General features: G+C 70.7%; 24 protein-coding genes. 11 read left to right on the forward strand and 13 right to left on the reverse strand.

Annotated elements, in window-relative coordinates; translation table 11 throughout:
• Positions 1-85: 85 nt before the first annotated feature.
• Together IEY95_RS21910 and IEY95_RS21915 are read right to left on the reverse strand one after the other, a co-directional pair.
• Entirely contained in the window at positions 86-814 is a 729-nt protein-coding gene (locus IEY95_RS21910; protein WP_189187796.1) for a 3-keto-5-aminohexanoate cleavage protein, read from the reverse strand.
• 149 nt (positions 815-963) lie between these two features.
• Positions 964-1,566 (reverse strand): hypothetical protein, encoded by a 603-nt coding sequence (locus tag IEY95_RS21915; RefSeq protein WP_189187797.1) that lies wholly within the window; start codon positions 1,564-1,566, stop codon positions 964-966.
• Between the two features lie 285 nt (positions 1,567-1,851).
• Here IEY95_RS21915 and IEY95_RS21920 point away from each other — a divergent pair, with 285 nt between their 5' ends.
• The gene (locus IEY95_RS21920) at positions 1,852-4,638 is read left to right on the forward strand and encodes a penicillin acylase family protein (protein ID WP_189187798.1); all 2,787 of its coding nucleotides are present in this window, start codon (positions 1,852-1,854) and stop codon (positions 4,636-4,638) included.
• Positions 4,639-4,819: 181 nt separating this feature from the next.
• Here IEY95_RS21920 and IEY95_RS21925 read toward each other — a convergent pair whose 3' ends face one another.
• Positions 4,820-6,142 (reverse strand): serine-threonine protein kinase, encoded by a 1,323-nt coding sequence (locus IEY95_RS21925; RefSeq protein WP_189187799.1) that lies wholly within the window; start codon positions 6,140-6,142, stop codon positions 4,820-4,822.
• Positions 6,143-6,235: 93 nt separating this feature from the next.
• A complete protein-coding gene (locus IEY95_RS21930) occupies positions 6,236-7,474 on the reverse strand; it encodes an exo-beta-N-acetylmuramidase NamZ family protein (RefSeq protein WP_189187800.1) in 1,239 nt (412 codons plus the stop codon).
• 216 nt (positions 7,475-7,690) lie between these two features.
• On the opposite strand from IEY95_RS21930, the gene IEY95_RS21935 reads away from it, so the two are divergent.
• The 3 genes from IEY95_RS21935 (at position 7,691) to IEY95_RS21945 (ending at position 10,775) form a co-directional block, all read left to right on the forward strand.
• Positions 7,691-8,455 carry an SDR family oxidoreductase gene (locus IEY95_RS21935; RefSeq protein ID WP_189187801.1) on the forward strand — a complete coding sequence of 255 codons (765 nt, stop codon included), beginning with the start codon at positions 7,691-7,693 and terminating at the stop codon, positions 8,453-8,455.
• Positions 8,452-10,113 carry a class I adenylate-forming enzyme family protein gene (locus IEY95_RS21940; RefSeq protein ID WP_189187802.1) on the forward strand — a complete coding sequence of 554 codons (1,662 nt, stop codon included), beginning with the start codon at positions 8,452-8,454 and terminating at the stop codon, positions 10,111-10,113. The genes IEY95_RS21935 and IEY95_RS21940 overlap by 4 nt, the downstream gene beginning before the upstream one ends.
• 68 nt (positions 10,114-10,181) lie before the next feature.
• A complete protein-coding gene (locus IEY95_RS21945; RefSeq protein WP_189187803.1) occupies positions 10,182-10,775 on the forward strand; it encodes a TetR/AcrR family transcriptional regulator in 594 nt (197 codons plus the stop codon).
• 189 nt (positions 10,776-10,964) lie between these two features.
• On the opposite strand, the gene IEY95_RS21950 is transcribed toward IEY95_RS21945, so the two are convergent.
• The 3 genes from IEY95_RS21950 to IEY95_RS21960 form a co-directional block, all read right to left on the reverse strand.
• Positions 10,965-12,179: an acyl-CoA dehydrogenase family protein gene (locus IEY95_RS21950; protein WP_189187804.1), complete on the reverse strand. Its 1,215-nt coding sequence runs from the start codon at positions 12,177-12,179 to the stop codon at positions 10,965-10,967.
• Positions 12,180-12,185: 6 nt separating this feature from the next.
• Positions 12,186-13,208, reverse strand: a complete 1,023-nt coding sequence (locus tag IEY95_RS21955) for a phosphotransferase family protein (protein ID WP_189187805.1) — start codon at positions 13,206-13,208, stop codon at positions 12,186-12,188.
• A gap of 137 nt (positions 13,209-13,345) precedes the next feature.
• Positions 13,346-13,642, reverse strand: coding sequence for a hypothetical protein (locus tag IEY95_RS21960; protein WP_189187806.1), 297 nt, complete (start codon positions 13,640-13,642; stop codon positions 13,346-13,348).
• Positions 13,643-13,756: 114 nt separating this feature from the next.
• Between IEY95_RS21960 and IEY95_RS21965 the strand changes: the two genes are divergently transcribed.
• A complete protein-coding gene (locus IEY95_RS21965) occupies positions 13,757-14,692 on the forward strand; it encodes an NADP-dependent oxidoreductase (RefSeq protein WP_189187807.1) in 936 nt (311 codons plus the stop codon).
• A gap of 131 nt (positions 14,693-14,823) precedes the next feature.
• Here IEY95_RS21965 and IEY95_RS21970 read toward each other — a convergent pair whose 3' ends face one another.
• The gene (locus IEY95_RS21970) at positions 14,824-15,150 is read right to left on the reverse strand and encodes a DUF202 domain-containing protein (protein WP_189187808.1); all 327 of its coding nucleotides are present in this window, start codon (positions 15,148-15,150) and stop codon (positions 14,824-14,826) included.
• Positions 15,147-15,539 carry a YidH family protein gene (locus tag IEY95_RS21975; RefSeq protein ID WP_189187809.1) on the reverse strand — a complete coding sequence of 131 codons (393 nt, stop codon included), beginning with the start codon at positions 15,537-15,539 and terminating at the stop codon, positions 15,147-15,149. The genes IEY95_RS21970 and IEY95_RS21975 overlap by 4 nt, the downstream gene beginning before the upstream one ends.
• A gap of 65 nt (positions 15,540-15,604) precedes the next feature.
• Between IEY95_RS21975 and IEY95_RS21980 the strand changes: the two genes are divergently transcribed.
• Complete coding sequence (locus IEY95_RS21980) at positions 15,605-16,393, forward strand: hypothetical protein (protein WP_189187810.1); 789 nt, start codon at positions 15,605-15,607, stop codon at positions 16,391-16,393.
• On the opposite strand, the gene IEY95_RS21985 is transcribed toward IEY95_RS21980, so the two are convergent.
• The gene (locus IEY95_RS21985; protein WP_189187811.1) at positions 16,375-16,932 is read right to left on the reverse strand and encodes an NUDIX hydrolase; all 558 of its coding nucleotides are present in this window, start codon (positions 16,930-16,932) and stop codon (positions 16,375-16,377) included. The two genes, IEY95_RS21980 and IEY95_RS21985, sit on opposite strands and share 19 nt — an antisense overlap.
• A 66-nt stretch (positions 16,933-16,998) precedes the next feature.
• Positions 16,999-17,892 (reverse strand): DMT family transporter, encoded by an 894-nt coding sequence (locus IEY95_RS21990; protein WP_189187812.1) that lies wholly within the window; start codon positions 17,890-17,892, stop codon positions 16,999-17,001.
• A gap of 309 nt (positions 17,893-18,201) precedes the next feature.
• Here IEY95_RS21990 and IEY95_RS21995 point away from each other — a divergent pair, with 309 nt between their 5' ends.
• From IEY95_RS21995 to IEY95_RS22015, 5 genes are all read left to right on the forward strand, one after another.
• The gene (locus tag IEY95_RS21995; RefSeq protein WP_189187813.1) at positions 18,202-19,857 is read left to right on the forward strand and encodes an FAD-binding dehydrogenase; all 1,656 of its coding nucleotides are present in this window, start codon (positions 18,202-18,204) and stop codon (positions 19,855-19,857) included.
• Between the two features lie 174 nt (positions 19,858-20,031).
• On the forward strand, positions 20,032-20,982 hold the full coding sequence (locus tag IEY95_RS22000; protein ID WP_189187814.1) for a tetratricopeptide repeat protein: 951 nt from the start codon (positions 20,032-20,034) through the stop codon (positions 20,980-20,982).
• 72 nt (positions 20,983-21,054) lie between these two features.
• Complete coding sequence (locus tag IEY95_RS22005; protein WP_189187815.1) at positions 21,055-22,620, forward strand: APC family permease; 1,566 nt, start codon at positions 21,055-21,057, stop codon at positions 22,618-22,620.
• 284 nt (positions 22,621-22,904) lie between these two features.
• On the forward strand, positions 22,905-23,594 hold the full coding sequence (locus IEY95_RS22010; protein WP_229703260.1) for a molybdopterin-dependent oxidoreductase: 690 nt from the start codon (positions 22,905-22,907) through the stop codon (positions 23,592-23,594).
• The gene (locus IEY95_RS22015; RefSeq protein WP_189187817.1) at positions 23,578-24,213 is read left to right on the forward strand and encodes a cytochrome b/b6 domain-containing protein; all 636 of its coding nucleotides are present in this window, start codon (positions 23,578-23,580) and stop codon (positions 24,211-24,213) included. Before IEY95_RS22010 ends, IEY95_RS22015 begins: the two co-directional genes overlap by 17 nt.
• A gap of 222 nt (positions 24,214-24,435) precedes the next feature.
• Here the strand turns inward: IEY95_RS22015 and IEY95_RS22020 are convergent, their stop codons facing one another.
• Together IEY95_RS22020 and IEY95_RS22025 are read right to left on the reverse strand one after the other, a co-directional pair.
• Positions 24,436-25,461, reverse strand: coding sequence for an L-idonate 5-dehydrogenase (locus tag IEY95_RS22020; protein WP_189187818.1), 1,026 nt, complete (start codon positions 25,459-25,461; stop codon positions 24,436-24,438).
• A gap of 13 nt (positions 25,462-25,474) precedes the next feature.
• Positions 25,475-26,233 (reverse strand): SDR family oxidoreductase, encoded by a 759-nt coding sequence (locus IEY95_RS22025; protein WP_189187819.1) that lies wholly within the window; start codon positions 26,231-26,233, stop codon positions 25,475-25,477.
• Positions 26,234-26,248: the final 15 nt, after the last annotated feature.

The raw sequence follows: 26,248 nt of genomic DNA on the forward strand, positions 1-26,248 counted from the left end.
ACCCCCATCGAGGACTTCCGCCCGGCACGCCGAGAGCACGCACCGAACGCCGCTCCTTCTTCCACGCAGATCCATCAGAAACCCCCTACGGCAAGCGCCGGGCCGCCTCGTACTGAACCAACCCCTCTGCCACCAACTCACGGTTGGACATCGCCCGCTCCCCGTCCGGCAGGACGAGCGTGTCCTCCAGGCCGATCCGGGTGGCGAGCCCCAGCCGCCCCGCCAGTCGCAGCACCGGCCAGGTGCCGCCCTCCATGCCGTGCAGCAGGACGGGACGGCCGTGGTGCGTTCCGAGGTCGGCGAGGAGAGCGCGGGCCGACTCCTGGGCCGTCCGGGGTGAGGCGTCCATGACCTCGGCCAGGACCCGCAGTACCCGGGGCGCGAGCGGTGACGCGGCGAACCGCGCGGCGCCCTCGGTGCTGGACCAGATGCCCGCCTCCACACCGATCCCTCGGTCGAGGAGCGCCGCCGTTACTTCCTCGGCGCCCGGCTCATGCCAGTTGACCGAGGCGTGGTCGGGCAGGACAGTCCAGGAACGCACGCGCTCGACGCGGGCGGCGGGATCCGGCTCGGCCCATGCGCCGGTGGTCACGCCGACGGGGACGCTCACCCGCGCCCGTATCGCTTCGAGCGTCGCCGTGACCGCCTTCGACGACAAGGTGTCCTGCCCGCAGGGGGACTTGGGATGGACATGGATGTCGGACGCGCCGGCCGAGACGGCGTCGGCCGCGGACTGGGCCATCGCGGCGGGTGACATCGGCACGACGGCGCCATCCGCCGTCCCGCGGGCTCCGTTCACACAGACCTGCACCATGCCTCGATGGTGCCAGGTGCCACCGACAACCAGGCGGGAGCGACCGGACGAGCGATCGGACGAGCGGCCGCGCGGGTGGCCGTGCAGGGGTCAGGGCACCGTGGGCACCCGCACGGGGGTGCGGCACCGTGGGCGCACCCCCGTCGTGCTCACGCCGATACGAGCAACCGTCCGCGCTTGGCCTCCGCCAGCGCCTCGGGCGTCAGAACGGGGCGGGGCACCACGATTCCGCAACGGGCGCACACCGGACCCGACGACGGTTCGTGGGCCAGGTCGTACTTCCATGTGAGGCGCTCCCCGGCGCACACGGGGCAGACCGTGCCCGGCTCGCGCTCCAGCGCGGCAATCAGCCGGCGCAGCGCCTCGGTCAGTGGTTCACGGGGGTGGATCCTCGGGTCGTCGCACCACGCGACCCCGAAGCCGCCCCAGGTCAGCCGGTGCCAGTCGTCCACACTGCCCGGGCTGCGCAGCCCGTCGTGCTTCTCCTTCTTGCGACGCTGGGCGAACTCGGCTTCGTAGGCGAGCCAGACGGAGCGGGCTTCCTCCAACTCATCCAGTGCGGCCACGAGCCGCGCTGGATCGGGGGACCGGTCCTCGGGACCGAACCCGGCCCGGGAGCACAGGTGGTCCCAGGTCGCCCGATGCCCGTAAGGGGCGAACTTCTCAAGGCACTTGCGCAGTGAGTAGCGCCGCAGTGCCAGATCGCACCTCGGATCTCGCACCTGTCTCGCCAGACTCCGGAAACCGGCCATCGCCCTGCACCTCCGTCACACCTGCACCTGAACTTCGGTCACTTCGGCGTCGTCGTACGGACGTCGCCGAATAGACGTATCGACAAGCGATTCGGCTCCATCCATTTTTCGATGACCGCCATAAGCCACCCGCCGAGTTGCCCCCCGGCCTACCTCCCGCCGCTGTCAGCCGCCTGTCGACGGCGCTGTCCGGACGCGATGAATGCCAAAAACTGACGCATGTTCATCTTCAAACTCGGGGATACCGGCGGTAACGTCCGGCCCACCCCTTCGGGAGGAGCTGCCATGCCACGGCGCACCCCACGCACCGCGCTCGACAGACTGAGAACTCCCCGCAGATTCCCCAAGTTCCTCAAGGCCGCATCCGTATGCGTGCTCATTGCCGGTCTTTTGTCACCGCTTTCCCAGGCGGCGGCCGCCGACACGTCGGTCACGGCCGCCGCGAACGACTACTGCGGCGGCCAGTGTTCCGACATTCTCCCGCCCGGTGAGAACGGCAACGCGACCCTCGCCCAGATCCTCCTCAACCAGGCCTTCGGCACCCAGCCGGACCACGCCGAGGACCAGCTCGCCCCCTACGGCAACCTGGCCTCCGGCTACTCCACGCTGACCGACAGCAAGATCAACGACTTCTTCAACGACGCGTCCTTCGGGGTCGCTTCGGGCCAGGTCGCCTCGACCGCCAAGCCGCGCAGTGACGTGACGATCGTCCGCGACAAGAAGACGGGCGTTCCGCACATCACGGGCACGACCCGGTACGGCACCGAGTACGGCGCCGGGTACGCCGCCGCCCAGGACCGGCTGTGGCTGATGGACGTCTTCCGGCACGTCGGGCGCGGCCAGCTGACCACCTTCGCGGGCGGCGCGGCGTCCAACCAGGGCCTCGAGCAGGAGTTCTGGCGCAACGCGCCCTACACCGAGGCCGATCTGCAGGCCCAGATCGACAACGCCATCGCCGGCAACGGCGCACGCGGTCAGCAGGCCCTGGCCGACGCCAACGCCTACATCGACGGCATCAACGCCTACATCGACGCCTCCGACAGCGGCCGCTACTTCCCCGGCGAGTACGTCCTGACCGGCCACAAGGACTCCATCACCAACGCCGGCACCATCGACCACTTCAAGCTCACCGACCTGGTGGCGCTGGCCTCCGTCATCGGCGCGCTCTTCGGCTCCGGAGGCGGCGGCGAGGTCAACAACGCCATCTCGCTGCTCGCCGCCCAGTCCAAGTACGGTGTGACCGAGGGCACCAAGCTCTGGGAGTCCTTCCGTGAGCGCAACGACCCCGAGGCCGCCCTCACCGTCCACGACGGCGAGAGTTTCCCGTACGCCTCGAAGCCCGAATCCCCGCAGGGCGAGGCCCTGCCCGACGCCGGTTCGGTGACCCAGGAGCAGCTGGTCTACGACCGTACGGGCGGCGCCGCCACCTCCACCGCCACCAGCGCCTCTGCCACGGCGGCCACCACCTCCCTCACCTCGGCCAAGCGCGGCATGTCCAACGCCCTCGTGGTGAGCGGCAAGTACACCGCCAGCGGCCACCCGATCGCCGTCTTCGGTCCGCAGACCGGCTACTTCGCGCCACAGCTGCTCATGCTCCAGGAGATCCAGGGCCCGGGAATCAGCGCCCGCGGCGCCTCCTTCGCGGGTCTGAGCATGTACGTCGAACTCGGCCGCGGCCAGGACTACTCCTGGAGCGCGACGACCTCCGGCCAGGACATCATCGACACCTACGCCGTCGAGCTGTGCCAGGACGACTACCACTACCTGTACCACGGCACCTGCACGGCCATGGACAAGGTCGAGCGGACCAACTCGTGGAAGCCGACCGTCGCCGACGGCACCGCCGCGGGCTCGTACCGGATGCAGGTCTACCGGACCAAGTACGGTCCGGTGGAGTACCGCGCGACCGTCGGCGGCAAGAAGGTCGCGTACACCACCCTGCGCTCTTCCTTCATGCACGAGGCCGACTCGATCATCGGCTTCCAGATGCTCAACGACCCGGACTACGTCAAGAGCCCGGCGACCTTCCAGAGCGCGGTGCAGCACATCAACTACACCTTCAACTGGTTCTATGCCGATTCCTCGCACACCGCGTACTACAACAGCGGTGACAACCCGGTGCGGGCCACCGGTGTCGACGCCGAGTTCCCGGTGTGGGCGCAGGCGGCGTACGAGTGGAAGAACTGGAACCCGACGACGAACACCGCCGACTACACGTCGGCGTCCGCCCACCCCAACTCCGTCGACCAGGACTACTACATCTCCTGGAACAACAAGCAGGCCAAGGACTACACGACAGCCTCCTGGGGTGACGGCTCGGTCCACCGCGGCAACCTGCTCGAAGACCGGGTGAAGAAGCTGGTCGCGGCGGGTGGTGTCACCAGGTCCGCGCTGGTGAAGGCCATGGCCGACGCGGCGCTCGCCGACCTCCGGGCCGAGGACGTACTGCCCGACCTGCTGAAGGTCGTCAACAGCTCGACGGTCACGGACCCGACGGCCGCGGCGGCCGTCGGCAAGCTGTCCGCGTGGGTGACCGCGGGTGCCAAGCGGACCGAGACCTCGTCCGGATCTCACACCTATGCCGATGCCGAGGCGATCCGCATTCTGGACGCCTGGTGGCCGCTGCTGGTGAAGGCGGAGTTCCAGCCGGGGCTCGGCAGCGATCTGTACACCGCGTTCGGCAACAACCTCCCCATCGACGAGTCGCCGTCGGCGGCGCACGGCCCGACCGGCTCGCACGCCGGAAGCTCCTTCCAGTACGGCTGGTGGAGCTATGTCGACAAGGACATCCGGGCGGTCCTCGGGGAGTCGGTGCAGGGTGGTCTCTCGCAGAAGTACTGCGGCGGCGGCAGCCTCAGCGCCTGCCGGGACACCCTGATCAGCACGCTCAAGGAGGCGGCCGGCAAGACCGCGTCCGACGTCTACCCCGGCGACGACCAGTGCTCGGCGGGCGACCAGTGGTGCGCCGACTCGATCGTCCAGCGGACGCTCGGCGGCATCAAACACGGCAAGATCAGCTGGCAGAACCGGCCGACCTATCAGCAGGTGGTGGAGTACACGTCGCATCGGTGACGGTGTCCATGGGTGTTGGCCAACGGGCGTTTTACCTACGCCTGTTGGTCAACACTCGTTGGCCAACGCCGGTTGGTCAATATCGGACGGCCGCCGCTGAGTGGTCAACATCGGTTGGCCAACATCAGATGGCCAACATGGGTTGGCCAACACCAGATGGCCAACGCCCGTTGGCCGCGGGTCACTGAATGCGGCCCGCCGCCAGCACCACCCGCGCCAGTTCCCGGTGGCAGATGTCGCTGTGGGCCCCGGACGGGGGACCGCCGCGCTTGACCACCGCCGCGGCGTCGATGTTCACGCATCCCGACGTCGGCAGCCGTGTGCTCAGGGCGTCGGCGAGCGTGTACGACTTCGTGCCCGCCACCGCCTGCACCCCGTCGTGGCCCATCGCACCCCACTTGGCGCCCAGGGCACGGCCGATGTCGAAGCCCGCGGCGACCGTCCGGGAGTCGCCCGCCATCCGCGAGGCCAGCGGATAGATCGTGCCGAGCGCCGAGTCGAAGTGGGAGTAGCAGCACACCAGGGGACCGTCGATGCGGTTCTGCTGGCCGTCCAGCACACCGCTTGCCCTTGCGTCGTGCGGCAGCCGCGCCGCGAACGCGTAGTGCGAGAAGGCCCCCTGGAGCAGCGTCACCGACTTCACGGTGCGCACGCCCTCGGGCAGTCCGCGCAGGGCGAAGGAGACCAGGCGCCCGCCGAAGCTGTGCCCGACGAGATGCACGCGCACATCGGGCGCCGCCTCGGCGAGTTGCCCGATCGCGCGCCCGAGCCCGCGCTCACCGACCGTGCCGGCGCGCCGCTTCATCGCGTAGTACGTGGCCTGGCGCAGCAGTTCGTGCGCGCCGTCCCACAGCCGTGGCAGCGCGAACGAGGCGGCGCCGGGTGTCTCCGCCTCCGCCAGCGCCTGCGCGAACTCGCCGCAGACCGTCGCCGTGTCCCCGAAGAGCATTTCGGGGTCGCTCTCCGGCACTCCCTCCGCCAGCGTGTCCGCGGTGAAGGCGGCCTGCGGCCCCTGCGGCCGGACCTCCACGAGCAGTCGTACGAGACGTCCGAACTCCTCCAGCGAGGCGCCCTCGTCGGGCTGTTGGTCCAGCAGCCGCGCGATCTGCTCGACCACCGTTGCGCGGCCCGGGAACACCTCCAGGAGCGCGTGCCGGGTGTTCTTGTCGAGTACGGGCCGAGCGGTCGCGGCGACGTCGGTGCCCACCGCCGCCGGGAAGTCGGGGATGGGCTCGTCCGAGAACCGCATCGAGGGCCACACCACGCCCACGTATCCCAGGCGAGCGGTCGGCGCGAGCCCCGGGACGGGCTCGAAGAAGCGGCTGTAGAGCCGGGTGGCACCCGAGCGGTCGTTGTTCCAGCCGTGCGCGAAGACGACCAGGTCACGGACCTTGCGCCGCGGTACCTCCTGCAGCAGCCGGTCCCGTTCCCGGCCGTCGACGTCCCCGTCCGCGTCGAAGGTGAGCTCCCAGTAGGGAGAAACACTCACTGCTGGATCGGCCATGACAAGCCCCCTCGTCCCCCATGGGCGGTGCGATCTGGGCGCATCGTCCTACCGGTGGCGAAGGTTGGCCATACGTCACGACTCATCCGTAACTCAGCCGTAGAGGAGGTACTCCTTCCGGACGCGCTGGAATGCCTTCAGTTCGTCCTGCCAGGCCGCCACGACCTCGTCGGCCGTCGCCCCCGCGTCGATCATCGTGCGCACCTGCGTCGAGCCGGTCAGCTTGTCGATCCAGTTGTCGGAGCGCCAAGCGAAGCCGCTCCAGACCTTCTTGGCGGTGACGAGGAGGGCGATGCCTGTGCGTACCGGGTCGTACGCCGCCCGGTCGTGCACATGGATCTGCACGCCCCCGATGGTCTTGCCCTGGAACTTGGAGAAGGTGGGAGCGAAGTACGCCTCCCTGAAGTGCACGCCGGGCAGGCCCAGTCGACCGGCTTCGAGGGCCCAGTGTCCGTCGATGCCGTCCGCTCCGAGCAGTTCGAACGGACGGGTCGTGCCGCGCCCCTCCGACAGATTCGTCCCCTCGAAGAGGCAGGTCCCCGAGTACACCAGGGCGGTGTCCGCCGTCGGCATGTTCGGGCTCGGCGGCACCCAGGGGAGTCCGGAGGCGTCGTAGAACTCCGAGCGCTTCCAGCCCGACATCAGTACGGTGTCCAGCGCCACCGGCGCGGCCAGGAACTCCCCGTTGAACAGCCGCGCCAGTTCCGCCACCGTCATCCCGTGCGCCTGCGCGATCGGCTGCCGTCCGACGAAGCTCGCGAACTCCTTGTGCAGGACGGGACCTTGGGCCGCCCGCCCGGTCACCGGGTTCGGCCGGTCGAGCACCACGAAGTGCTTGCCCGCGAGCTGGGCCGCCTCCATGCAGTCGTACAGCGTCCAGATGTACGTGTAGAAGCGCGCGCCCACGTCCTGGATGTCGAAGACGACGGTGTCCACGCCGGAGGCGGTGAAGATGTCGGCGAGCGGTTGCCCGCTCTTCAGGTAGGTGTCGTAGACGGGCAGCCCCGTCGCCGGGTCGTCGTAGCGGCCCTCCGAGCCGCCCGCCTGGGCGGTGCCGCGGAAGCCGTGCTCGGGGCCGAAGACGGCGACCAGGTTCACGCGGTCGTCGGCGTGCATGACATCGACGATGTGGCGTACGTCTCTGGTGATGCCCGTGGGGTTCGTGACGATGCCGATCCGCCGGCCGCCGAGTGTGGCGTAGCCGTCCGCCTGGAGGCGCTCGAAGCCGGTGCGGAGGCTGTGGCCGCGCTGCTCGGCCACTGTCGCCGCCAGCGGTGTCAGTGCCGTTGCGGCGGTGCCCGCGGCGAGCAGTGTGCGTCTCGACATGCGCATGGTGTGACCTCCGTGATCGCGGAACGGTGACAAAGGCACGCTAGGCGCTCCCGCCGGAAGTTCGTAGGCTGCGCGTCGGACCTGGCCTGTCGCGAGGTTCCCCGCGCCCCTGCGCGGGGCTCCCGCTCTGGGCTCGGTCACCCTTCCCTAGCTACATACCGACTGGTTAGTCTGACGTTGGAGCAGAGCCGATTCGCGTCGCGTCGAAGGAGACCGATGGTGGAAGCCGTGCAGGATGCCGGAGTGGTCGTCACCGGAGCGGGAGGCGGTATCGGGGCCGCACTGGCCCGCCGCTTCGCGGCCGAGGGGGCCAGGGTCGTCGTCAATGACCTGGACGCCGCCAAGGCCAGGGCCGTGGCCGACGAGATCGGCGGCATCGCGGTTCCGGGCGACGCGTCGGCGATCGTGGCCGAGGCCCGGGATGCCCTGGGCGGCAGGGTGGACGTGTACTGCGCGAACGCCGGCGTCGCCTCCGGCGGCTCGGAGGCGGCCGCCGAGAACGTCTGGGCGCTCGCCTGGGACGTCAACGTGATGGCGCACGTCCGCGCGGCCCAGGAGCTGCTTCCGGCCTGGCTGGAGCGCGGCAGCGGCCGCTTCGTCTCCACCGTCTCGGCGGCCGGACTGCTCACCATGATCGGTGCCGCGCCCTACAGCGTCACCAAGCACGGCGCGTACGCCTTCGCCGAGTGGCTGTCGCTGACGTACCGTCACCGGGGCCTCAAGGTCCACGCGATCTGTCCGCAGGGCGTGCGGACCGACATGCTCGACGCCACCGGCAGCGCGGGCGACCTCGTTCTCCAGCCGACCGCCATCGAGCCCGAGGACGTCGCCGACGCGCTCTTCAAGGGGATCGAGGAGGACCGCTTCCTGATCCTGCCGCACCCCGAGGTCGCCGGGTACTACCAGGTGCGGGCCGCCGAGCCCGACCGCTGGCTGAGCAATATGAACCACATCCAGCAGAAGTGGGAGGCGGGCCGGTGACCACCTACGCCGAGCGGCCCTGGGTGGCCCTGCTCAACGATGCCCAGCGCGGCCCGGTGAGCCCCGCCGACACCTTGGTGCACGCCCTCCGCGAGGTCGTGACGCACACCCCGGACCACACCGCGCTCGCCTACTTCGACGGGCGGCTGAGCTACCGCGAGGTGGACGAGCTGAGCGACTCGGTCGCGGGGCACCTCGCCGCCCACGGCCTGGAGCGCGGCGACCGGGTCGCGATCCTGCTGCAGAACTCCCCGCACTTCGTGCTGGCCCTGCTCGGTGCCTGGAAGGCGGGCGCGACGGTCGTGCCCGTCAACCCGATGTACAAGTCGGGCGAGGTCCGGCACGTACTCCACGACGGGGACGTGCGCGCCCTGGTGTGCGCGGACCGCGCGTGGGAGTCGTATCTGCGCGAGACGGCCGCCGACTCGCCCGTACGCATCGTGCTGACGGCCTGTGAGCTGGATCTCCAGACCCGCAACGACGCGCGCGTGCTGGGCTTCGAGCGGCTGCCGGTCGCGGAGGGCACCGACGATCTCGTGGCCGTCGCGCGACGGGGCCACAAGGCTCCCGAGGGCCGCGACCTCGGCCCCTCCGACATCGCGCTGATCAGCTACACCTCCGGCACGAGCGGCACCCCCAAGGGGGCCACCAACACGCACGGCAACATCATGTACAACGCCGAGCGGCAGCGGACGGGCCTGGGGCTGCCCGAGGTGCCCGTCTACTTCGCGATGGCGCCGCTGTTCCACATCACCGGGATGGTCTGCCAGCTCGCCGCCTGCCTCAACAGCTCGGGCACGCTGGTCCTCGCCTACCGCTTCGAGGCGGGGGTCGTCCTCGACGCGTTCGCCGAGCACCGGCCCGCGTACACGGTCGGCCCGTCGACCGCCTTCATGGCGCTGGCCGCGCACCCGGCGGTCACGCCGGACCACTTCTCCTCCTTCGTGATCATCTCCTCCGGCGGCGCCCCGCTGCCGCCCGCCCTGGTGGAGAAGTTCCGGGCCGGTTTCGGTCCCTACATCCGCAACGGCTACGGGCTCACCGAGTGCACCGCGCCCTGTGCCTCCGTGCCCCCGGGCCGGGAGGCTCCCGTAGACCCGGTCTCGGGGACGCTGGCCGTCGGTGTGCCGGGCCCGGACACGGTCGTACGTATCGTCGACGACCAGGGGCAGGAGGTGCCGTTCGGGGAGCAGGGCGAGATCCTCGTACGCGGACCGCAGGTCGTGCCCGGCTACTGGCGCCGCCCCGAGGCCACCGCCGAGACCTTCCCGGACGGCGAGCTGCGTACCGGTGACATCGGTTTCATGGACTCCGACGGCTGGCTCTACGTGGTCGACCGCAAGAAGGACATGATCAACGCGTCCGGCTTCAAGGTGTGGCCCCGCGAGGTCGAGGACGTCCTCTACACGCACCCCGCGGTCCGCGAGGCGGCGGTCGTCGGGATACCCGACGGCTACCGCGGAGAGACCGTCAAGGCGTACATCAGCCTGCGGCCGGGGGCCGAAGAGGACCCCGACGAGCTCGCCGCGTACTGCAAGGAGAGACTGGCCGCCTACAAATATCCGCGGGAGGTGGAGATCCTGCCCGACTTGCCGAAGACGGCGAGTGGGAAGATCCTCCGTCGGGAACTTCGTTCCCGGTCCCAGCAGACCCGGTAGAACGCTCCGGAACACCAGGACTGACTGGAGCGTTTCGGACGACAGCGATGGAAAGGCAGGTGGCGGCAGTGCCCAGGACGACGGACGGTGACGGCACGCCCGTCCCGCAGCGGCTCTTGGCCGCCGCCACCCGGCTCTTCGCCGAGCAGGGATACGACCGCACCTCCGTGCAGGAGATCGTCGAGGCGGCGGGCGTCACCAAGGGTGCGCTGTACCACTACTTCGGCTCCAAGGACGACCTCCTGCACGAGGTGTACGCGCGCGTGCTGCGTATCCAGCAGGAGCGCCTGGACGCCTTCGCGGACGCCGACGCGCCGGTCGAGGAGCGGTTGCGCGGTGCCGCGGCCGATGTCGTCGTCACCACGATCGACAACCTCGACGACGCGTCGATCTTCTTCCGCTCGATGCATCACCTCAGCCCCGAGAAGCACAAGCAGGTGCGTGCGGAGCGGCGTCGCTACCACGAGCGGTTCCGTGCGCTCGTCGAAGAGGGCCAGAAGAAGGGCGTCTTCTCCACGGCGACCCCCGCCGACCTGGTCGTCGACTACCACTTCGGCTCCGTGCACCACCTGTCGACGTGGTACCGCCCCGACGGCCCGCTCACCCCCCAGCAGGTCGCCGACCACCTGGCGGACCTGCTGCTGCGAGCGCTGCGGCCGTAACAGGGGATCGCGCAGTTCCCCGCGCCTCTTCAGGGACGCGGGGAACTGCGCGATCTTTTGAGCGAGGGTCTGGGGGCGTAGCCGCCGGCGACCATGGGGGTCCCCCTGCTCGAGCGAAGCCGAGAGCTTGGGGGACGGCAGGGGCGGAGGGGGCGAAAACCCCACTCCACCCTCACCCGCCCGCCCGACTCACACGTACTTCTTGATCTCCCGCCGTGCCAGCGAGCGCTGATGGACCTCGTCGGGCCCGTCCGCGAGCTTCAGCGTCCGCGCACTCGCCCAGAGTTCGGCGAGCGGGAAGTCCTGACTGACACCACCCGCACCGTGCAACTGGACGGCCTTGTCGAGGATGTCGACGACCGTACGAGGCGTGGCGATCTTGATGGCCTGGATCTCGGTGTGGGCGCCCTTGTTGCCGACGGTGTCCATCATCCAGGCGGTCTTGAGGACCAGCAGCCGGAGCTGCTCGACCGCCACGCGCGCGTCGGCGATCCAGTTCTGGACCACGCCCTGCTGGGCGAGCGGCTTGCCGAACGCCGTACGGGACACGGCCCGGCGGCACATCAGCTCGATCGCCCGCTCGGCCATGCCGATCAGCCGCATGCAGTGGTGGATCCGCCCGGGACCGAGCCGCGCCTGGGCGATGGCGAAGCCGCCGCCCTCCTCGCCGACCAGGTTGCTCACGGGCACCCGGACGTGGTCGAACACGACCTCGGCATGCCCGCCGTGGGAGTGGTCCTCGTACCCGTACACCTGCATGGCGCGCCGGACTTCGAGACCCGGGGTGTCGCGGGGGACGAGCACCATGGACTGCTGGCGGCGGATGTCCGCGCCCTGCGGGTCCGTCTTGCCCATCACGATGAAGATCTTGCAGTCGGGGTTCATCGCCCCGGAGATGTACCACTTGCGGCCGGTGATGACGTACTCGTCGCCATCCCGCTCGATGAGCGTGGTGATGTTCGTGGCGTCGGAGGAGGCCACCTCCGGCTCGGTCATCGCGAACGCCGAGCGGATCTCACCGGCCAGCAGCGGCTCCAGCCACTGCTTCTTCTGCTGCTCGTCGCCGAACTGCGCGAGCACCTCCATGTTGCCGGTGTCCGGCGCGGCGCAGTTCAGCGCGGTGGGCGCCAAGTGCGGGCTGCGTCCGGTGATTTCGGCGAGTGGGGCGTACTGGAGGTTGGTGAGCCCGGCCCCGTACTCGGAGTCGGGGAGGAACAGGTTCCACAGGCCCTGCCTGCGGGCCTCGGCCTTCAACTCCCCGACCACGGCGGGCGTGTCCCACGGCGAGGCCAGCTGTGCGCGCTGCTCCTCGGCGACGGCCTCCGCCGGATAGACATACTCGTCCATGAAGGCGAGCAGCTTCCGGCGCAGCTCTTCGGTGCGCGCGTCGAATGCGAAGTCCATGGCGGATCAGCCTTCCTGAAGGGTGGTCAGGCCGTGCTCGATGAAGAAGGGGACCAGCTCACCGATGCGGTCGAAGCCCGCGCCGACCGTCTGGCCGAGCGTGTAGCGGTAGTGGATGCCCTCCAGGATCACGGCGAGCTTGAACCAGGCGAACGCCGTGTACCAGGAGACGGCGGACACGTCGCGCCCCGAGCGCGCGGCGTACCGCTCGACGATCTCGGCCGGGTCCGGGTGTCCGGCGGCCGAAGCGGTCGTGCTGATGGGGGAGCTGGGGAGATCGAGCGGGGCGCTGTACATCACCAGCAGCCCCAGATCGGTGAGCGGATCGCCGAGCGTGGACATCTCCCAGTCCAGGATGGCCTTGATCCGGTCGTCGGTGCCGATCAGTACGTTGTCGAGCCGGTAGTCGCCGTGCACGACGGAGGGCGCCGGGGAGTGCGGCAGTGCGCGCCCCAGGGCAGCGTGCAACTCGTCGATCCCCGCGAGCTCCCGGTTCCTGGATGCGTCCAACTGCTTGCCCCAGCGGCGCAGTTGCCGGTCGAGGAAGCCCTCGGGCCGGCCGAAGTCCGCGAGGCCCACCTCGGCGGGGTCCACCGAGTGCAGCTCGACCAGTGTGTCCACGAGCCCGAGGACCGCGTCGCGGGTGCGCTCCGGGCCGAGCGGAGCGAGCTGCTCGGCGGTGCGGTAGGGCGTGCCGTCCACGAACTCCATGACGTAGAACGGCGCGCCGAGCACCGACTCGTCCTCGCACAGCAGCACCGGGCGGGGCACCGGCACGGCCGTCGGGTGCAGCGCGCTGATCACCCGGTGCTCGCGCTTCATGTCGTGCGCGGTGGCCAGCACATGGCCCAGCGGCGGCCGTCGGACGACCCACTTCGCCGTCCCGTCCGAGACCGCGTAGGTGAGGTTCGACCGTCCGCCTTCGATGAGCCGGCCGGTCAGGGGGCCGTTCACCAGTCCGGGCCGCTCACGGTCGAGCAGGCCGCGCAACTGGTCGAGATCGAGACCTGGCGGGTGGTCTGGGCTCATCATTGCTCCTACACACACGAATATGGGACGTGACCATGATGCCGACCAGTCGGTATGTCGTCCAGAGAGTGCGCCAAACGTGATCGGCGTCTCGCTCCGGAGTCGGGAATCCGGGGCGAGACGCCGATGGAATCGTCCTAGTGGTCGTCCCAGTGACCGTCGTGCGAGGCGTGCCGGTGGCCGTCGTGCAGATAGTCGAGGTGGTCGCCGTGCGCGACGGCGGGGTGGCCGCAGTCCTCGCCGTGCTGGTGGCCGTGCCCGTCGTGGGCGATGTGGCCGCTCGGCTCGCACTCGTCCCAGTGTCCCGCGTGCTCGCGGTGCAGATGGCCGTCGTGCACGTAGTCGACGTGGTCCCCGTGCCGCACCTCGGTGTGACCGCAGGTCGGGCCATGGGTGTGCTCGTGGGTGGGGTGTTCCTGGTGAAGGGTGGTCATGCTGCTCACCTTCGGAAGTGGCGTGGAAGGACGACTCAGGCTAACGCCGCAAAGTGCAGTAATTCCGCCTATTCCGGCTTGCGTGCCGCGCCAGTACCCCAGAGGGTCGAGGGCATGAAGGCGATCAGCTACAGCCGGTACGGCGGGCCCGACGTACTGGAGTACGGCGACGTCCGCGACCCCAAGGTCGGACCCGACTCCGTCCTGGTGAAGGTGCGCGCGGCGTCCGTGAACCCCGTCGACTGGAAGTGCCGCGAGGGCTACCTGGACGGGATCCTGGACCCCGTCTTCCCGGTGATCCCCGGCTGGGACGTGTCCGGCGTGGTCGTCCAGCCCGGCGCGGCCATCACCGAGTTCGCGGTTGGCGACGAGGTCATCGCGTATGCCCGCGAGGACGTCCTCTGGCGCGGCACCTTCGCCGAGTACGTCGCGGCACCCGTGCGCACTCTCGCCCGCAAACCGCGGAACCTTTCCTTCGAGGAGGCGGCGGGCCTGCCGCTGGCGGGGCTCACCGCGTACCAGATGCTCACCAAGGTCCTCGACGTGACGGCGGGCGACACCGTCCTCGTCCACGCGGCCGCGGGCGGCGTCGGGTCGATCGCGGTCCAGCTCGCCCGCCACCTGGGGGCTCGCGTGATCGGCACGGCGAGCGAGTCGAACCACGATTTCGTACGGTCCCTGGGCGGCGAGCCCGTCAGCTACGGCGAGGGTCTCGCCGAGCGCGTACGGGCCCTCGCGCCGGAGGGGGTGAACGCGGTCTTCGACACGATCGGCGGCGACACGATGAAGATCTCTGCCGAGCTGCTGGCCCCCGAAGGCCGGCTGGCCTCCATCGCCGACCCCGATGTGGTCGGCTTCGGCGGCCGCTACTACTTCGTCCGCCCGAACCCGCACGATCTGCAGAGCCTGAGTGACCTCGCCGAGCAGGGCGTCGTCTCGGTCCATGTCTCCGAGACGTTCCCGCTGGAACGGGCGGCGGACGCGCATCGGCTGAGCGCGGAGGGGCGTACGCGGGGGAAGATCGTGGTGACGGTGGACTGGGCGGACTGAACCCGCGCGGGCCATCCGGGGAGGCGGACTGAACCCGGGCCATCCGGGGAGGCGGACTGAACCCGGGCCATCCTCGGAGGCGGTCTCAACCCCGGCCCACCCTCACCGGCGGACCGAACCTCGGGGCACCCTCAGAACACGAGTGCCACCGCGCATACGGCCAGCGCGACCGTGCACAGGGTCGCCGCCGTCGCGTGGCGGGGCGTGAGCGCCGGGGGGCCCTCCGGGCCGGATGCCGCGAGCACACGGATACGACGATGGGCGATGGCCAGAAAACCCATCCAGAGCGCGCAGCAGACAGCGCAGGCGAGGACGCCGGCCGGCGAGCGGCCGCCGTGCAGGGCGGTCTTCGCGGCGAGCACTGCCGCGACGGTGCTGGAGAGGGTCGTACGGCGCCACGCGAGCCGGGTACGTTCCGGTTGCAGGCCCGGGTCGCGTTCCCGGATGGGCTCGGTCATCCTTCCCAGCCGACGAGTACGACGACGACCATCGCGACGGCGACGATCGCGACGGCGATGCTCAGCACGGTCGGGAAGCGGGACACCGGCAGGTCTTCGCCTCTCCGCATCGCCTGCTCGCAGCGGATCCAGTGATTGACGGCGCGCAGCGAGCAGAGCACACCCGCGCCCAGCAGAGCCAGGGCCAGACCGACGCGCCAGCCCCACCGGAGATCGGGCAGGAACTGGTCCACCGCGAAGCCGCCGCCGATCAGGGCGAGAGCGGTGCGCAGCCAGGCCAGAAAGGTCCGCTCGTTCGCCAGCGAGAACCGGTAGTCGGGCGTCCCGCCCTCTTTCCGGACCTCCTGGGGCGCGAACCACAGCCGGACATTCCGCACGAGTTCGATCACGTGCAGGACCCTACCGGGGCGCCCGGCACAGGACGTTGTCAGTGCCTCCCGTTACGGTTCGGGCCATGGATGTTCCCACGTCACTGGCCTCGTTCGCGCTGTCCGGGTACGGCATCGCCCCCGCCGAGCACCTGCTCGCGCTGCCCGGGTTCTGGCCGGCGTACTACGGCCCGACCTGGGACGGCTTCGCGGACGAGCCCGAGCTGTTCGGCGCGGACGCGGCGGATGTCGACGCCGCGGCCGAGGCGCTGTACGACGCGACGGAGATCTGGCCCGCGTTCTGCCTGCCGTTGGCGGGCGGGCACCTCGTGTGGATCGTCCAGGTCACCTTGTCGGACGATCCCGGCACCAGCTATCTGATCACTCACCCCGACTGGCGCAGGCACGGCCACCTCGCCTCGATCGAGGGTCACTTCAGCGGGCCGGGGCTGTCCTGGCCCGAGCTGGTGGCCGTCGCCGACTCCGCCCCGGCGGATGCCGAGGGTATACGCGACCCCGACCTGCGGCTTCTCCTGCTGCTCCCGGCGTTCGGCGACGCGGACGTGCCGGTGGAGGAGGCGGTGGAGCGGATCGCGGGCGCGCTCACGGCGGTCGGGGTGTCCCGGGCCGCTGCGCCCGCGGCGGCCGAGCGGTTCCTGGACCATCCGTTCTGGGACGGCCCCACCTGGACGGTGCAGGGCCCGAGCCCGCTCAGCGGCAGCGATGCCCGGCCCAGTCCCCTGGCCATGTGCGACGGCCGCTACAGCCCCAGAACGGTGCGGCTCGGGCCGGCCGTCACCCCGGACCAGGAGCGGGCCCTGGCCGACGCGCTCGCGGGCGGCCTGCGCCCGGGGGATCAGCCCTTCGCCCGGTAGGCCCTCAGCCGCTCGTACGCGGCCAGGCCGTCCGGCACCCAGGTCCACTCACCGAGCCGCCGCTCCACTTCCTCCTCGGACAGGAAGTCGTGCCAGGCGACCTCTTCGACCTGAGGGTTCACCGCGAGCTCGCAGCGCACCTCGTACACGGCCGACCACCAGCTCTGACCGGCACCGTTGTCGTACAGGAACGTGAAGAGGTGGGCGGGCCGGGGCAGCCCCGAGACGCCGAGTTCCTCCTCGGCTTCGCGGAGCGCCGCGTCGTCGTAGGACTCACCCGCCCCGACGACTCCGCCGACGAACATGTCGTAGAGGGAGGGGAAGACCAGCTTCGTAGGCGTCCGGCGATGGACGAAGACGCGGCCCCCGGCATCCCGGGCCTGAATGAACACACACCGGTGGCGCAGCCCACGCGCATACGCCTCCCCGCGTGGGGACTGACCGATGACCTGGTCCTTCTCGTCGACGATGTCGAGGATCTCGTCGGCGGCACTCGTGCCCCCGGCCGCGCTCGTGCCCGCATGCCCATCCACGCTCATGTCCCCATCCAAGCAGTCCCGAGTCCCGCGCGAGCGGCACCGCCCCGGCCACCCGGACCGGCGCCCTCAATGCCGCTGAAGATCCCGCGAGGGCTCCGCCTCCGCGGTCCCCGCCGGCATCGCCGGATGCAGCCCGAGCAGCACGATCCCCGCCACGATGGACGTGAGCCCCGCCGCCTGCCAGGCGAGCGCCCCCACATCCGTACGGAGCTGGTCGCCGAGAAAACCCACCCCGCAGACGATCCCGGCCAGCGGCTGGGCCGCGGTGAGCGCGGGCAGTGACATCCGCAGCGGTGCGGTCTCGAAGGCGCTCTGGACCAGGACCAGGCCCGTCACGCCGAGCACCAGCACCGCGTACGGCTGCCAGCCGGTGAGCAGCTCGCTCCAGCCGCCGGCACCGAACCGCTGCCCGCTGACCCGGGTGAGCGCGTCCTGGACGCCGTACAGCAGCCCCGCGGCCAGCGAGAGCAGTACGGGCCCGGAGCTCAGCCGGGACCGCTTCGCGTAGGTGGTGAGCACCAGCGCGAGGCCGACCATGATCCCGATGATCAGCCAGTGCCGAAGGGGGTCGGTGACGGCGTCGCCGGCCTGCGGCTGACCCGCCACGATGAACGCCGTGACGCCGCCCGCGAGCAGCACGAGCCCGGTCCAGCCCTGTCGCCCCAGCGCCTGCTTGGTCTGGTGGCGGGAGAGCGCGAGGGCGAAGAGCAGGTTCGTCGCGAGGAGCGGTTCCACCAGGGAGATCTCGCCCTTGCCCAGGGCGATCGCGCCGAGGACCATGCCGCACACCATGAGCCCGATGCCGCCCAGCCACCGGGGAACCCGGATCAGGTCCAGCAGCAGACGGGGGGAGAGGAAGTCGCTCAGCGGCGCGTGCGAGGCGGCGTTCTGCTGGAGCACGAAGCCGAAGCCCAGACAGCAGGCCGCGCTCACGGCGAGGATCAGAACGAGAACCGACACGCTGTGTACCTCGAGACGTCAGGCGGGCCACGGTTGCGTATCCGCCGACTGTAGTGCCAAGGGCCGGGGCCTGCCCCCAGGAGTACCAGGAACCAGGCAGTTGACTCGGTCACTCTTCTTGCCGAAGGATCTGACCGATCAGTAACAGGATGTGGCCGACCAGCACGGTCAACCACCACCAATGTCTCATCAACCAGCGACGCTGCCGATCGGTCGTGACAAACCTCATGACCACCCTTGCGGGGAACTTATGAGGGTCTCTCATGACGACACCGATCCGACCAGTCGGAATGCCGAGAGGACGGGCCCATGGCCTACGACGCAGATGTGATCGTGATCGGAGCGGGCCTCGCGGGGCTCGCGGCGACCGCGGAGCTCGTCGACGCGGGCCGCAAGGTGATCCTCCTCGACCAGGAGCCGGAGCAGTCGATCGGCGGCCAGGCGCACTGGTCCTTCGGCGGGCTCTTCTTCGTCGACTCGCCCGAGCAGCGCCGACTGCGGATCAAGGACAGCCACGCGCTCGCCCTCCAGGACTGGATGGGCACCGCCGCCTTCGACCGGCCCGAGGACCACTGGCCGCGCCAGTGGGCCGAGGCGTACGTCGACTTCGCGGCCGGTGAGAAGCGTTCCTGGCTGCACCGGCAGGGCGTGCGCTTCTTCCCGGTGGTGGGCTGGGCCGAGCGCGGCGGCTACGACGCCAACGGGCACGGGAACTCGGTGCCGCGCTTCCACATCACGTGGGGGACCGGGCCGGGCCTGGTCGCGCCGTTCGAGCGGCGGGTGCGGGCCGGCGTCGCCCGCGGCCTCGTGCAGCTGAAGTTCCGCCACCGCGTCACCGGCCTCTCGCGCAGCGCGGGATCCGTCGACACGGTCACCGGCGAGATCCTGGAGCCGTCCGGTATCGAGCGCGGTCGGGCCAGCAGCCGCGCGGTCACCGGTGCCTTCGAGCTCAAGGCCCAGGCGGTGATCGTCACTTCGGGCGGCATCGGCGGCAACCACGACCTCGTACGCGCCAACTGGCCGGAGCGGCTGGGCACTCCGCCGGAGCGGATGATCTCCGGCGTCCCCGCGCATGTCGACGGCAGGATGCTCGGGATCGCCGAGGAGGCGGGCGCCCACCTCATCAACCGCGACCGCATGTGGCACTACACCGAGGGCATCCAGAACTGGAACCCCATCTGGGCCAACCACGGCATCCGCATCCTCCCCGGTCCGTCCTCCCTCTGGCTCGACGCGCGTGGCAACCGGCTGCCGGTGCCGCTGTTCCCCGGCTTCGACACGCTCGGCACGCTCGAACACATCATGGGGACCGGGTACGACTACACCTGGTTCGTGCTCGACCAGAAGATCATCGGCAAGGAGTTCGCGCTCTCCGGCTCGGAGCAGAATCCCGACCTCACGGGGAAGTCCGTCAAGGACGTCATCGGGCGGGCACGCGCCGATGTGCCGGGGCCGGTCAGGGCGTTCATGGACAACGGCGTGGACTTCGTCGTCGAGAAGGACCTCGGCGCGCTCGTCCGCGGGATGAACGCGCTCACCAAGGAGCCGCTCATCGAGGAGGCGGAGCTGCGCCGGGTGATCGTCGCGCGCGACCGGGAGATCGCCAACCCGTTCACCAAGGACCTTCAGGTGACGGCGATTCACGGGGCCCGCAAGTTCCTCGGCGACAAGCTGATCCGCACCGCGTCCCCGCACCGCATCCTCGACCCCAAGGCGGGCCCGCTGATCGCCGTCCGCCTCAACATCCTCACCCGCAAGACCCTCGGCGGGCTGGAAACCGACCTCTCCTCGCGTGTGCTGACCGAGGGCGGCGATCCGCTGGAGGGCGTGTACGCCGCCGGAGAGGCCGCCGGGTTCGGCGGCGGCGGGGTGCACGGCTACCGGTCCCTCGAAGGTACGTTCCTGGGCGGCTGCCTGTTCTCCGGGCGTACGGCGGGACGGGCGGCGGCCAGGACGGTGGGCTGAGCCCAGGCGTCGCGCATCCTCTTCGGCGTGGCGGGTCGCGGGTTCAACTCCGCGAGCGGTGAGGGAAGTTGACACGTGTAGCGAATCGGTCGGCCCTTGACTTGAACCCTTGGCTGCGGGTTTGCTGTGCGTGATCAACTCCTGACGAGCCGCGCCTGTGAGGAAGCCCCCGCGGTGTCACCACCCCCGCCTCCCCTCGGCCGCGGTCGCAAGCGCGCGGCTCAGGCATTCGACGCCGCGCTCGACGACGCCGAACTCCTCGCCGCGCGTGCCTCGTTCAACCAGGGGCGATGGACCGCGGTCCGCGCACTGCTCGCCGCGACCGGCGACGACTGGGACCGGCGTGGCCATCGCGTCAGCGTCCTCGCGCAGGAGTCCGCCGCGCTCGCCTGGGCCCGCGACTGGCAGCTGGCCGAACCGGAGTCCGCCGACGCCGCCGTACTCCTCGGCTGCGCCGCCGTCCAGCGCGCACTGAAGGGCAAGGAGCGCCCGGAGCGCGCCCGCGAGGCCTGCCATGTCGCCGCGGCACTCGCGCCCGCCGATCCCACCCCCTGGCTCGGCCTGCTCGTCCTGGAGCGCTCCCTGGGCACGGAGGACGACGTGGTCCAGCTCTTCGACGAGGTGCGCCACCGCTACCCCGATCACCACCACGCCCACCACCTGATGGTCGCCCGGCTCGCCGAACGTCGCGCCGAAGCGGGGCAGGATCCGCTGCACGAGGTGTACGACTTCGCCAACTGGGCCGCCGAACAGGCCCCCGCCGACTCGCCGCTCGCCATCCTCCCGGTCGTCGCACACGCCGAGCGCTACCGAGTGCTGGCCACCGCCGGCAGTGAGCCCGCCGACCCGGTCGCCTCCGGGCACTGGGTCGGCCGTCGGGCCCGCCTGGTGATGAAGGCCGCCTTCGACTGGTGGCTGGAGTGGGAGCGCGACGACCATCCGCGCCGCTGCGTCGACCTCAACTTCCTCGCCCACGCCAAGTACTGCGAGGGCCGGGGCGCCGAGGCGGCCGCCCTGTTCCACCGCATCGGAGAGCACGCCACCCCGGCGCCGTGGTCGTACCCGGACCGCGACCCGTACCAAGCCTTCCGCGCCGCACGCGACAGCGCGCTCGGCACGGTGTGAACGACCACGCGCGACCAATCCAGACCCCCCCGACCACACCGAGATCCGAACATCCGAAAGGACAACCCCGCGATGACGACGGGCAGTTCGAGCACATCGAGTACGTCGAACACGGGCAGACCGGCCACCGACGGCGGCGGCATCAGCACCTTCAAGGGACAGGAGCGCGCCCTGCGCGCCGACCGGCTGGGCACGGGCGGTCTGCTGCTGTCCGTCCTCGCGGCGACCGCCCCGCTCATGGTGGTCGCGGGTGTCATGCCCACCACATTCGCGGTGATGGGCACCGTCGGACAGCCGCTGCTCTTCGTCATCCTCGGCGTCGTCCTCGTGCTCTTCAGCGTCGGGTACGCCGAGATGAGCCGGCACGTCCACAACGCGGGCGCCTTCTACGCGTACATCTCACGCGGCCTCGGGGGCACCGCCGGAGCGGGAGCGGCGCTGGTCGCCCTCGTCGCGTACAACTCCCTCCAGGTCGGCATCTACGGCATCTTCGGCTTTGAGGTGTCCGGGCTGTTCTCCACCTACCTGGACCTCGAAATCGCCTGGTGGATACCGGCGTTGGTGGCCGTGCTCGTCGTCGGCGCGCTCGGCTGGCTGAAGATCGACGTCAACGCGCGCGTGCTGGGCGTCCTGCTGGTCATCGAGGTGGCCCTCGTCGTCATCTTCGACATCGCCGCGGTCGCCGACCCGGCGAAGCAGGGCCTGTCGCTGCACGCCTTCAACCCGGACACCCTCACGGGAGCCGGCGTCGGCACCGCGCTCTGCTTCTGCATCGCCGCCTTCCTCGGCTTCGAACAGGCCCCCGTGTACGCCGAGGAGACCAGCCGGCCGCACATCCTCGTGCCGCGGGTGATGTTCCTCGCCGTCGCCGGTGTCGCCGTCTTCTTCGCGCTCAGCTGCTGGGCGCTCACCGTGGCCACCGGACCCTCGGGGATCGTCGGCGCCTCCCAGAAGCAGAGCGCGGGCCTGCTCTTCTTCCTCACCGAGTCACGGCTCGGCGGCACCTTCACGGACGTCCTGCACGTCCTGTTCGTGACCGGCATGTTCGCGGCGATGCTCAGTTTCCACAACGTCGTCGCGCGGTACGCCTTCGCCATGGGCCGCGAAGGACTGCTGCCCGCTGCCTTCGGGCGGACGACCGGCACCAGTGGCGCCCCCGGCACCGGCTCGCTGCTGCAGACCGCCGTGTCCCTGGTGTTCGTGATCGCCTTCGCGGTCGCCGACGACAAGCCGACCGGCGACCCGACCGCACCCGTGCTGCACCTGTTCACCTGGGGCGGCAACATCGGAGCGCTCGGTGTCATCGTGCTGATGGCGGCCGCCTCGCTCTCCGTCATCGTCTTCTTCGCCCGCCGGGGGGCCGCGCGGGCCCAGGCCTGGCGCCTTGTCACGTCCGCCGTCGCGGGCGTCGCGCTGCTCGTCATCGCGGTCTACACGGTCAAGGACTTCGACGTCCTCGTCGGCGCGGGCCCCGACTCGTCGCTGAGCTGGCTGCTGCCCGCCATCATCGGGGCCGCCCTGGTCATCGGCGTGATCCAGGGCCTGGTGCTGCGCGCCCGCAAGCCCGCGGCACACGCCCGGATCGGGCTCGGCAACGAGGCTTTCCAGCTGGACAAGGCGGCCCAGTCGGCCTCCTGAAGCGGCCGGACCGGAGCACGCTTGCCCAACGGCACGTAAGAAGTGATTACGGAACACTGACGGGCACCCGCCGCCGCTGGCCTTTTGGGGGTCGCGGGTGCTCGAATCAGTGTGTGAACCCTGAACAGCCCGAGGAGCGCGAACCGGAGCGATCCGACGAGCGCGCCCGGGAGCGACCCGCAGAGCGAAGCCCCGAGCGATCGGAGGAGCGAACTCCGAAGGACCGGAGTCCGCAGCGGCCCGAGGACCGGAGTCCGCAGCGGCCCGAGGAGCGTGGAGCCCCGATCGGCCGACGGGTGCTGCTCGGCACGCTCGGACTCGGCGCGCTCGGCGTGATCGCCGCGCCCCCGCTCCAGCGCGGCCTCGAATCCTTCCTCGCCGGCGCCTCCGAGAAGGACCCCACGGGCCTCACCGGTCTGCTGCCCAACGGCGGCGGCTTCCGCTACTACTCGGTGGCGTCCTCGGTCCCGCACAAGAACGAGACGAACTACCGCCTCACCATCGACGGCCTGGTCGACCACCCCAGGTCCTACACCCTCGCCGAGCTGCGAGCCCTGCCCCAGACCCGCCTTGTGCACGACGTCCAGTGCGTCACGGGCTGGCGAGTGCCGGGCACACCCTTCGAAGGCGTGCGCCTGTCCCGGTTGCTGGACGCCGCGGGAGTGCGCTCCTCGGCCGGGGCGATCCGGTTCACCTGCTTCGACGGGACGTACACGGAGAGCCTCACGCTGCGGCAGGCCCGCCGCGCCGACGTCCTGGTGGCCCTGCGCATGCAGGACAAGCCCCTCGGCCACAACCACGGCGGCCCAGTCCGCCTCTATGTAGCCCCCATGTACTTCTACAAGTCCGCCAAGTGGCTCTCCGGCATCACCGTCACCGAGGACGTCCGTCCCGGGTACTGGGAGGACCGGGGCTATGACGTGGACGCGTGGGTCGGCCGCTCGAACGGACGCGACGATGCACCCACGAGTTGACGACACCCAGGCCGTGTCTCCGCGCTCCGCCCGCGTGCGCCGCTTCAGCCGCGCCGAGCACTGGGTCCACCGCGTGACCGCCCTGCTGATGGGCGTGTGCGTGGCCACCGCGGCCTGCCTCTACATCCCCCAGCTCGCCGAACTCGTCGGCCGCCGCGAACTCGTGGTCAGGATCCACGAAGTGGCGGGCGTGATGCTCCCGGTGCCCGTCCTGGCCGGCCTGGCCTCCCGGGCCTTCCGCGCGGACCTGGGCTTCCTGAACCGCTTCGGGCCGCACGACCGGGTGTGGCTGCGCGCGGCGCTGCGTCGCGACAAGAGCCCGGAGTCCCGCCCGGCGGGCAAGTTCAACGCCGGGCAGAAGATCTACGCGGCCTGGATCGCCGGGGCCTCGCTGGTGATGCTGGGCACGGGCCTGCTGATGTGGTTCACCCATCTCACGCCTCTGATGTGGCGCACCAGCGCGACCTTCGTGCACGACTGGCTGGCTCTGACGATCGGCATCGTCCTCGCGGGCCACATCGGGATGGCGCTGGGCGATCCGGAGGCCCGGGAGGGGCTGCGGACGGGGTCCGTGAGCCGGCAGTGGGCCGAGAGCGAGCATCCGCTCTGGCGGCCCTGAGTACGGTTCGTCTGTGCACCGGGAGGGTCAGGGGCCGGACACAGCGCCTGTCGGCACTCCTGGGTGCGGTGGCCTGGGCGCGGGCCGCTGTCGTACGCATACGCCGCAGCCGGGTGCGGCCGCCCACGGAGTCGCCGAGGGCGAGCCGCGGCCGGGGGACGGGCCCCGAGCCGTCCAGGGCTGGGTCGCCGAGGACGCGAGATCAGGCGCACGGAGGTGCGCTCAGGAGGTGAAATCCAGCAGCACCTTGCAGGACGTGCTCCGGTCGGCGGCGAGTGCGAAGGCCGACTCCGCGTCCCGGACGGGGAGCACCGCGCTGACGAGGCCGTCGAACGAGGACTCGACCGCGAGCAGCGCGATCGCGTCGTCGAACTCCCCGTCGAAGCGGAACGCACCCCGCAGCTCGACCTCCCGGCTCACCACCAGGTTCCCCGCGAACGGGCTCTGCCCGGGCGGCAGCATGCCCAGCTGTACGACGACGCCACCGCGCCGCACAAGGCGGAGGCAGGTGTCGAGGCCCGCGGCGACACCGGACGCCTCGATGGCGACGTCGACCTCGTGGGGCCAGGAGGGATCGGCGGGATCGTCGGCCCGCACGACCGCGTCCGCGCCGGCCGAGACGGCGTACGACAGAGCCCGCGGCAGCAGATCCGTGACCGTGATCCGCGCGGCGCCCGCGGCCTTCGCGGCGGCCACCACGAGGCAGCCGATGGGCCCGGCCCCCGTCACCAGCACATGGCGGCCGGCCATGGTCCCGGCCCGGCGCACCGCGTGCAGTGCGACGGACAGCGGCTCGGCGAGCGCGGCCCGCCGGAGGTCCAGGCCCGCGGGCAACGCCCGCAACTGACCGGCCGGGACCACGACTTGGGCCGCGAAACCGCCCTGGACGTGCGGCGTGCGCGCCGCGCTGCCCAGGTAGCGCGTGTCACGGCACACGTTCGCGCGGCCGTCGGCGCACTCGGGGCAGACCCCGCAGGGCGTCGCCGGGTGCACGGCAACGGGCGTACCCGGCACCGGACCTGAGGTTCCGGCACCGTACGAGACGACCGTCCCGACGACCTCGTGTCCCAGCACCATCGGCTCCCGCAGCCGGAAGTCCCCGACCCCGCCGTGCCGCCAGTAGTGCAGATCGGACCCGCACACCCCGCCGTACCGGACGGCGACGAGCGCCTGGCCGGGGCCCGGGGAGGGCACGGGCAGTTCGTCGACCCGCAGGTCGCCCTGGCCGTGGATCACGCAACCGAGCATCGCCGACTCCCTTTCAGAGCACACTCGTCATGCCGCCGTCGACGTACAGCACCTGCCCACTGACGAAGTCCGCCGCGGGAGAGGCGAGGAAGAGCGCTCCGCCGACCAGATCGTCGGTACGGCCCCACCGCCCGGCCGGGGTACGACGGCGCACCCAGGCGCTGAACTCCTCGTCGTCCACCAGGGGTCTGGTGAGCTCGGTCTCGATGTAGCCGGGGCCGAGCCCGTTGACCTGCACGCCGTGCGGGCCCCAGTCCGCGCACATGCCCTTGGTGAGCATCTTCAGCGCGCCCTTGGTGGCCGCGTAAGGGGCGATGCCCGGGCGGACGACCTCACTCTGCAGCGAGCAGATGTTGACGATCTTGCCGTGGCCGCGCTCGGTCATCCGCCGCGCGGCCTCGCGGCCGACCAGGAACGCGCTCGTGAGGTTGGTGTTCAGGATCCGGTGCCAGTCCGCGTCCGTGAACTCCAGGAGCGGGGCGCGCAGTTGCATGCCCGCGTTGTTGACGAGGATGTCGAGCGGGCCCACCCGCTCCTCGACGTCGGCTATTCCCGCGGCCACCGAGGGTCCGTCGGTGACATCGAAGACCACTGTGTGGACGTCGCCGGGCAGCTCCGAGGCGGCCTTGGTGAGCCGTTCGGCGTCGCGCCCGTTGAGGACGACCGTGCAGCCGGCCTCCGCGAGCCCGCGCGCCAGCGCGAGCCCGATACCGCGGCTGGAGCCGGTGACCAGGGCCGTACGGCCGCTGATGTCGAAGAGAGGGTGAGCCATCGTCGTACTCCCGGG

The organism is Streptomyces albiflavescens (assembly GCF_014645835.1).
Lineage (GTDB): Bacteria > Actinomycetota > Actinomycetes > Streptomycetales > Streptomycetaceae > Streptomyces > Streptomyces albiflavescens.